The sequence below is a fragment of the Streptomyces sp. YS-3 genome (genome assembly GCF_045257485.1).
Taxonomy (GTDB): Bacteria; Actinomycetota; Actinomycetes; order Streptomycetales; family Streptomycetaceae; genus Streptomyces.
Window position 1 is genome coordinate 1 of record NZ_JBJHPC010000522.1, and the last position, 5,072, is coordinate 5,072.

At 71.9% G+C, this 5,072-nt stretch carries 4 protein-coding genes; 2 read left to right on the forward strand and 2 right to left on the reverse strand.

Annotated features, from left to right (window positions below; translation table 11 throughout):
* Both ACJA3G_RS29725 and ACJA3G_RS29730 read right to left on the reverse strand, forming a co-directional pair.
* Positions 1-332: P1 family peptidase (locus ACJA3G_RS29725; RefSeq protein WP_406556133.1), on the reverse strand; the 332-nt coding region annotated here is incomplete at its 3' end.
* Positions 325-1,503: a low temperature requirement protein A gene (locus tag ACJA3G_RS29730; protein WP_406556134.1), complete on the reverse strand. Its 1,179-nt coding sequence runs from the start codon at positions 1,501-1,503 to the stop codon at positions 325-327. The genes ACJA3G_RS29730 and ACJA3G_RS29725, both read right to left, overlap by 8 nt.
* A gap of 293 nt (positions 1,504-1,796) precedes the next feature.
* Here ACJA3G_RS29730 and ACJA3G_RS29735 point away from each other — a divergent pair, with 293 nt between their 5' ends.
* Positions 1,797-2,843 (forward strand): MFS transporter, encoded by a 1,047-nt coding sequence (locus ACJA3G_RS29735; protein WP_406556135.1) that lies wholly within the window; start codon positions 1,797-1,799, stop codon positions 2,841-2,843.
* A partial coding sequence (locus tag ACJA3G_RS29740; RefSeq protein WP_406556136.1) for a molybdopterin oxidoreductase family protein occupies positions 2,840-5,072 on the forward strand: 2,233 nt, incomplete at its 3' end. The genes ACJA3G_RS29735 and ACJA3G_RS29740, both read left to right, overlap by 4 nt.

A 5,072-nucleotide genomic window follows, 5' to 3' on the forward strand; every position in this document is an offset into this window, starting at 1 on the left:
GGGTGCGGCTCGGGCCCCACCCGCACCCCGCGCCCGCGCTCCTCCAGCCAGGCCATCACCCCGCCCGCGGCGTCGAGTCCGTACGCGCTGCCGCCCGTCAGCACCACGGCGTCGATCCGCTCGACGACATTGCGCGGGTCGAGGGCGTCGGTCTCCCGGGTGCCGGGGCCGCCGCCGCGCACATCGACGCCCGCGACGGCGCCGGGGGCCGGAGCGAGGACGACGGTGGTCCCGCTCAGGGCCCGCTCGCCGGGGACCCGCGCGTGCCCGACGAGGAAGCCCGGCACATCCGTGAGGGAGTCGGCCCGGGAGGTCTTCGGGGTGTCAGCCATGACCGTCGACCCTACGACCCTCTCCCTCGCCGTCGCGAGCGGTCAGCGCCACTCCCGTCGCCACGGTGGCGGCGGCCACCAGACCGGCCGCGAGGACGGCGGCGTGCCCGGCGAACGTGCAGGCCAGGGTCGCCGCCGCCGAGACCGGCAGAACCAGCTGCTGGGCGGTGGTGCGCTTGAAGTGGCGCGAGTGCAGCGCCCATACCGTGATCATGAACAGGGCGGCGGGTACGGTCACGGCGGCCGACGCCGCCGCCGTGGAGATGTGCGCCTTGCCGACGGCCTGCTCGACCGCCACCTCCATCCCGGCCCCGATGGCCGCGGCCGAGCCGAGGATGACGAAGTGTCCGTACCCCCAGGCGAACGCCTGGCGGTTGGAGACGAGATGACCGGCGATCGGCACGGCGAAGTAGATCCACCAGGCCGCGAAGACGATCAGCAGCCCGCCGCCCGCGAGCGGCAGCAGCTCGCCCAGCGCCTCGTGCTCGTCGAGCGCCTCCTGTACGGCGACGGTGGCGGCGGCGACCGTCTCGCCCAGCACGATCAGGGTGAACAGGCCGTACCGCTCGGCGATGTGGTGCGGATGCCAGGTGCTCTGGGCGTCCCGCTCGGCGATCACGGGCACCGCCACCTCGGCGAGGGCCAGTGCCACGAAGACCAGGGAGCGGGCGGTGCCCACCGGCACGAAGAGCAGCCCGACCCAGCCGAGCTGGCACACCACGAGCCCGGCGGCGTACCGCAGCGCCATCCCCCGCTCGCCCGGGTCCGCCGCGTTGCGCGCCGCGCGCAGCCACTGGCTGGTCAGGGCGAGCCGTATCACGATGTAGCCGATGACGCAGACGGTGAAGTCGCGGTCGTCGAAGGCGCGCGGCACCCCGGCGGCGAGGATCAGGACGCCGGTGATCTGTACGAGGGTGACGACCCGGTACAGCACGTCGTCGCTGTCGTAGGCCGAGGCGAACCAGGTGAAGTTCATCCAGGCCCACCAGATGGCGAAGAAGACGGCGGTGTAACCGGCCAGCCCGGCGCCGAGGTGGCCCTCGGCGAGCGAGTGGACGAGCCGGGCGCCGGCCTGGGCGACGGCGACGACGAAACAGAGGTCGAAGAAGAGTTCCAGGGGCGTCGACGCCCGGTGGTGTTCATGGCGGCTGCGTGCGGTCATGCGGGGCATGGGGCCAAGGAGATCATCGCGGGCGCCGGGACGGGGACACCGAGGGGTGTCCGGGCGGGTTGACCGGGGGTTCCGGGCCTCGCGCCGCCGCGTTCTCGCCGTCGCGCCGCCACGGTCGGCGGGCAGGCCGGCACGGTCCGTCCACGGCCGGAAGGGGAGCCGTCGGCCCGCCGCGGCCCTGACTGCCATCTGACTGAAGGCTTCACCCCGCCGACCGTCAAAACAGGTGATAAACGGTCAGATGCACCTACGGTGGCCGGGTGACCGAGCCTCCCGCAGCGAAGCGTCCCCCAGTGAAGCCCTCCGCCGCGGCGAAGCCCACCGTCGCGCTGCGCGCGACCGCCGCCGGTACCGCCCTCTCCCTCCTGCTGATCCTCGCCATCGTCTTCGGCAGCCGCCGGCTGAAGGACTTCGACTCCGCCCTCCTTCCCTACGCCTGCGCGACCGTCTTCCTCGCCTTCGGCATCGCCTACCGCTACACCGTGTGGCTCTCCTCCCCCGGCGCCCGCCGCCTCTTCACCCAGGGCCGGCGCAGCCTCTTCTCCGTCGCCAACTTCCGCCGGGCGCCCACCGCGCTGCCCAGGATGGCCGCCACCTACCTCGGTCTCCAGAAGTTCCTCGGCGCCCGCTCGCACGCCCGCTGGGCCGCCCACCAGCTGATCTTCTGGGGCTGTCTGCTGGCCGCCGCGATCACCTTCCCCCTCACCTGGGGCTGGTTCACCTTCACCGCCCCGACCGGTCCCGGACCCGGCTACGAGATGCGGATCTGGGGCCTGAGGATCCTCGGCTTCGACTCCCTGAACCTCCTGGGCCGGCTGATGTTCCACGGTCTGGACATCGCCGCCGTCCTGGTCGTCCCCGGTGCCTCGTACTTCCTGTGGCGCCGGATGAAGGACCGCGGCGCGATCACCGGCCAGCGCTTCGCCTACGACCTGGTCCCGCTGATCCTGCTGATCGTCGTCTCCGTGACGGGCCTCCTCCTCACGTTCTCGTCGCTCTTCCTGCACGGCGGCGGCTACGAGTTCCTGGCCGTGCTGCACATGGTGTCGGTGGTGCTCACCCTCATCTACATCCCGTTCGGGAAGTTCTTCCACATCGTCCAGCGGCCCGCCGCCGTCGGGATGCAGCTCTTCAAGTACACCGCCCGCCAGGACGAGCAGGTCTTCCGGTGCCACCGGTGCGGCGACCCCGTCGACACCGCCCCCTACGTCGAGAACCTGCGCGGCACCATGCGCGATCTGGACCTGGGCTTCGACGCCTGGGCCGAGTACTGCCCGCGCTGCAAGCGGGTGCTGCGCGGCTCCGCCTACCTCGCGCACGTCAAGAAGGGCTACAAGTGAACCGGCTCCCGCTGGACCCCTCCCTCGCTCCGCCCGGCACCCGCGACTTCCTCGACGCGGGCGCCGTCCCGGCCGACCGCCGGCGCGCCGGCCAGGACGGCGAGACCCTGGTGCCCACCCACTGCTGCTTCTGCGGGGTGCAGTGCGGGATGTATCTCCGCGTGGACCGCGGCGGCAAGGTCTTCGGCGTCGAACCCCGCAACCACGACATCAACCGGATGCGCCTGTGCCCCAAAGGCATCAACGCGTACCAGCAGATCAACCACCCCGACCGGCTCACCGCGCCGCTGCTGCGCCGCTCCCGCGACGAACCCTTCCGCGAGGCCACCTGGGAGGAGGCCCTTGACTTCACCGCCGCGGAGATCCGCCGGATCCAGGGCGAGCACGGCAACGACGCCTTCGGACTGCTCGGCGGGGCCAGCCTCTTCTCCGAGAAGACCTATCTGGTCGGCAAGTTCGCCCGGGTCGCGCTGAAGACACGGCACGTCGACTACAACGGGCGGCTGTGCATGGTCTCCGCGGCCGGCGCCAACAAACTCGCCTTCGGCATCGACCGGGCCGCCAATCCCTTCTCCGACATCCTCCTCACCGACTGCCTGCTCATCGCCGGGTCCAACGTCGGCGAGTGCTTCCCCGTCATGACCCAGTACGTCTGGGGGGCCCGCGACCGGGGCGCCACCCTGATCGTGGTCGACCCGCGCGAGACGGCGGTCGCCCGCACCGCCGACATCCACGTCGCCCTCAAGCCCGGCACCGACTCGGCGTTCTTCACCGCGCTCCTCCACGTCGTGATCCAGGAGGGGCTCGTCGACGAGGCCTACGTCGCCGCCCACGCCACGGGCTGGGAGGAGGTCCGCGCCAAGGCCGCCGAGTATCCGCCGGAGCGGGCCGCCGAGATCTGCGGGGTGCCGGCCGCCCAGATCGTCGAGGTGGCCCGCGCCTTCGCCCGCGCCCCCAAGGCCATGGCCTGGCACGCCCGGGGCATCGAGCACCACTCGCAGGGCGTCGAGAACTGCCTCTCCGTGATCAACCTCTGCGTGGCCACCGGCAACCTCGGCAGACCCGGCGCGGGCTACGGCACCCTCACCGGCCAGGGCAACGGCCAGGGCGGCCGGGAGCACGGCCAGAAGGCCGACCTGCTGCCCGGCGGGCGCTCCATCCTGAACGCCGAGCACCGCCGGCAGATCTGCGAGATCTGGGGCATCGAGGAGTCCGAACTCCCGCATGCCGGGACCTCGATGACGGAGATGGTCCATCAGATGCGCCGCCAGGAGATCCGCGGTCTGATCGGCGTCTGCAACAACCCCTTCGTCTCCCTGCCGGACTACCGCAGGGTCAAGGAGGGCTACGACGCCCTTGAGTTCCATGCCCAATTCGACTTCTTCCTCTCCGAGACCGCGGCCAACGCGCATGTGGTCCTCCCCGTCACCACCTGGGCCGAGGACGAGGGCGTGATGGCCAACGCCGAGGCCAGGGTGGTCAAGCACAACAAGGCCCAGGAGCCCCCGGCCGGGGTCCGCACGGACACCTGGGTGCTCTGCCAACTGGCCCAACGCCTGGGCGCGGGCGACAAGTTCGCCTTCGCCGGCTCGCGCGAGGCCTTCGACGAGCTGCGCGTCGCCTCCGCCGGGACGGTCAACGACTACTACGGCATCACCTACGAGCGCCTGGAGGAGACCGGCGGGATCGTCTGGCCCTGCCCCTCCACCGGCCACCCCGGCACTCCGCGCCTCTTCGAGGACGGGCGGACCTCGCACCCCGACGGCAGGATCCATATGCAGGTCGTCGACTGGCACCCGCCGATGGACCCGTACGACGACGAGCACCCCCTCTCCCTCACCACCGGCCGGACCGTGGCGCACTTCCTCTCCGGCAACCAGACCCGCCGGCTCGGCGCGCTCGTCGAACAGACCCCCCGCCCCTGGGTGGAGGTCCACCCCTCGCACGGCTTCCGCAACGGCGCCCCGGTCCGCGTCGTCACCCGGCGCGGCAGCGAGGTCTTCCCCGCCCTGGTCACCGAGGCGATCCGCCCCGACACCGTCTTCATCCCGTACCACTGGCCGGCTCCCACCGCCGCCAATGTGCTCACCATCGATGCCCTCGACCCCCGTTCCAAGATCCCCGAGTACAAGGTCTGCGCCTGCCGCATCGAGCCCGGCGACCGGGTCACCGAGGTCCCCGCGCCGCCGAACGCCCCCGGCCACGCGGCCCGTACGGCGACCCAGGACC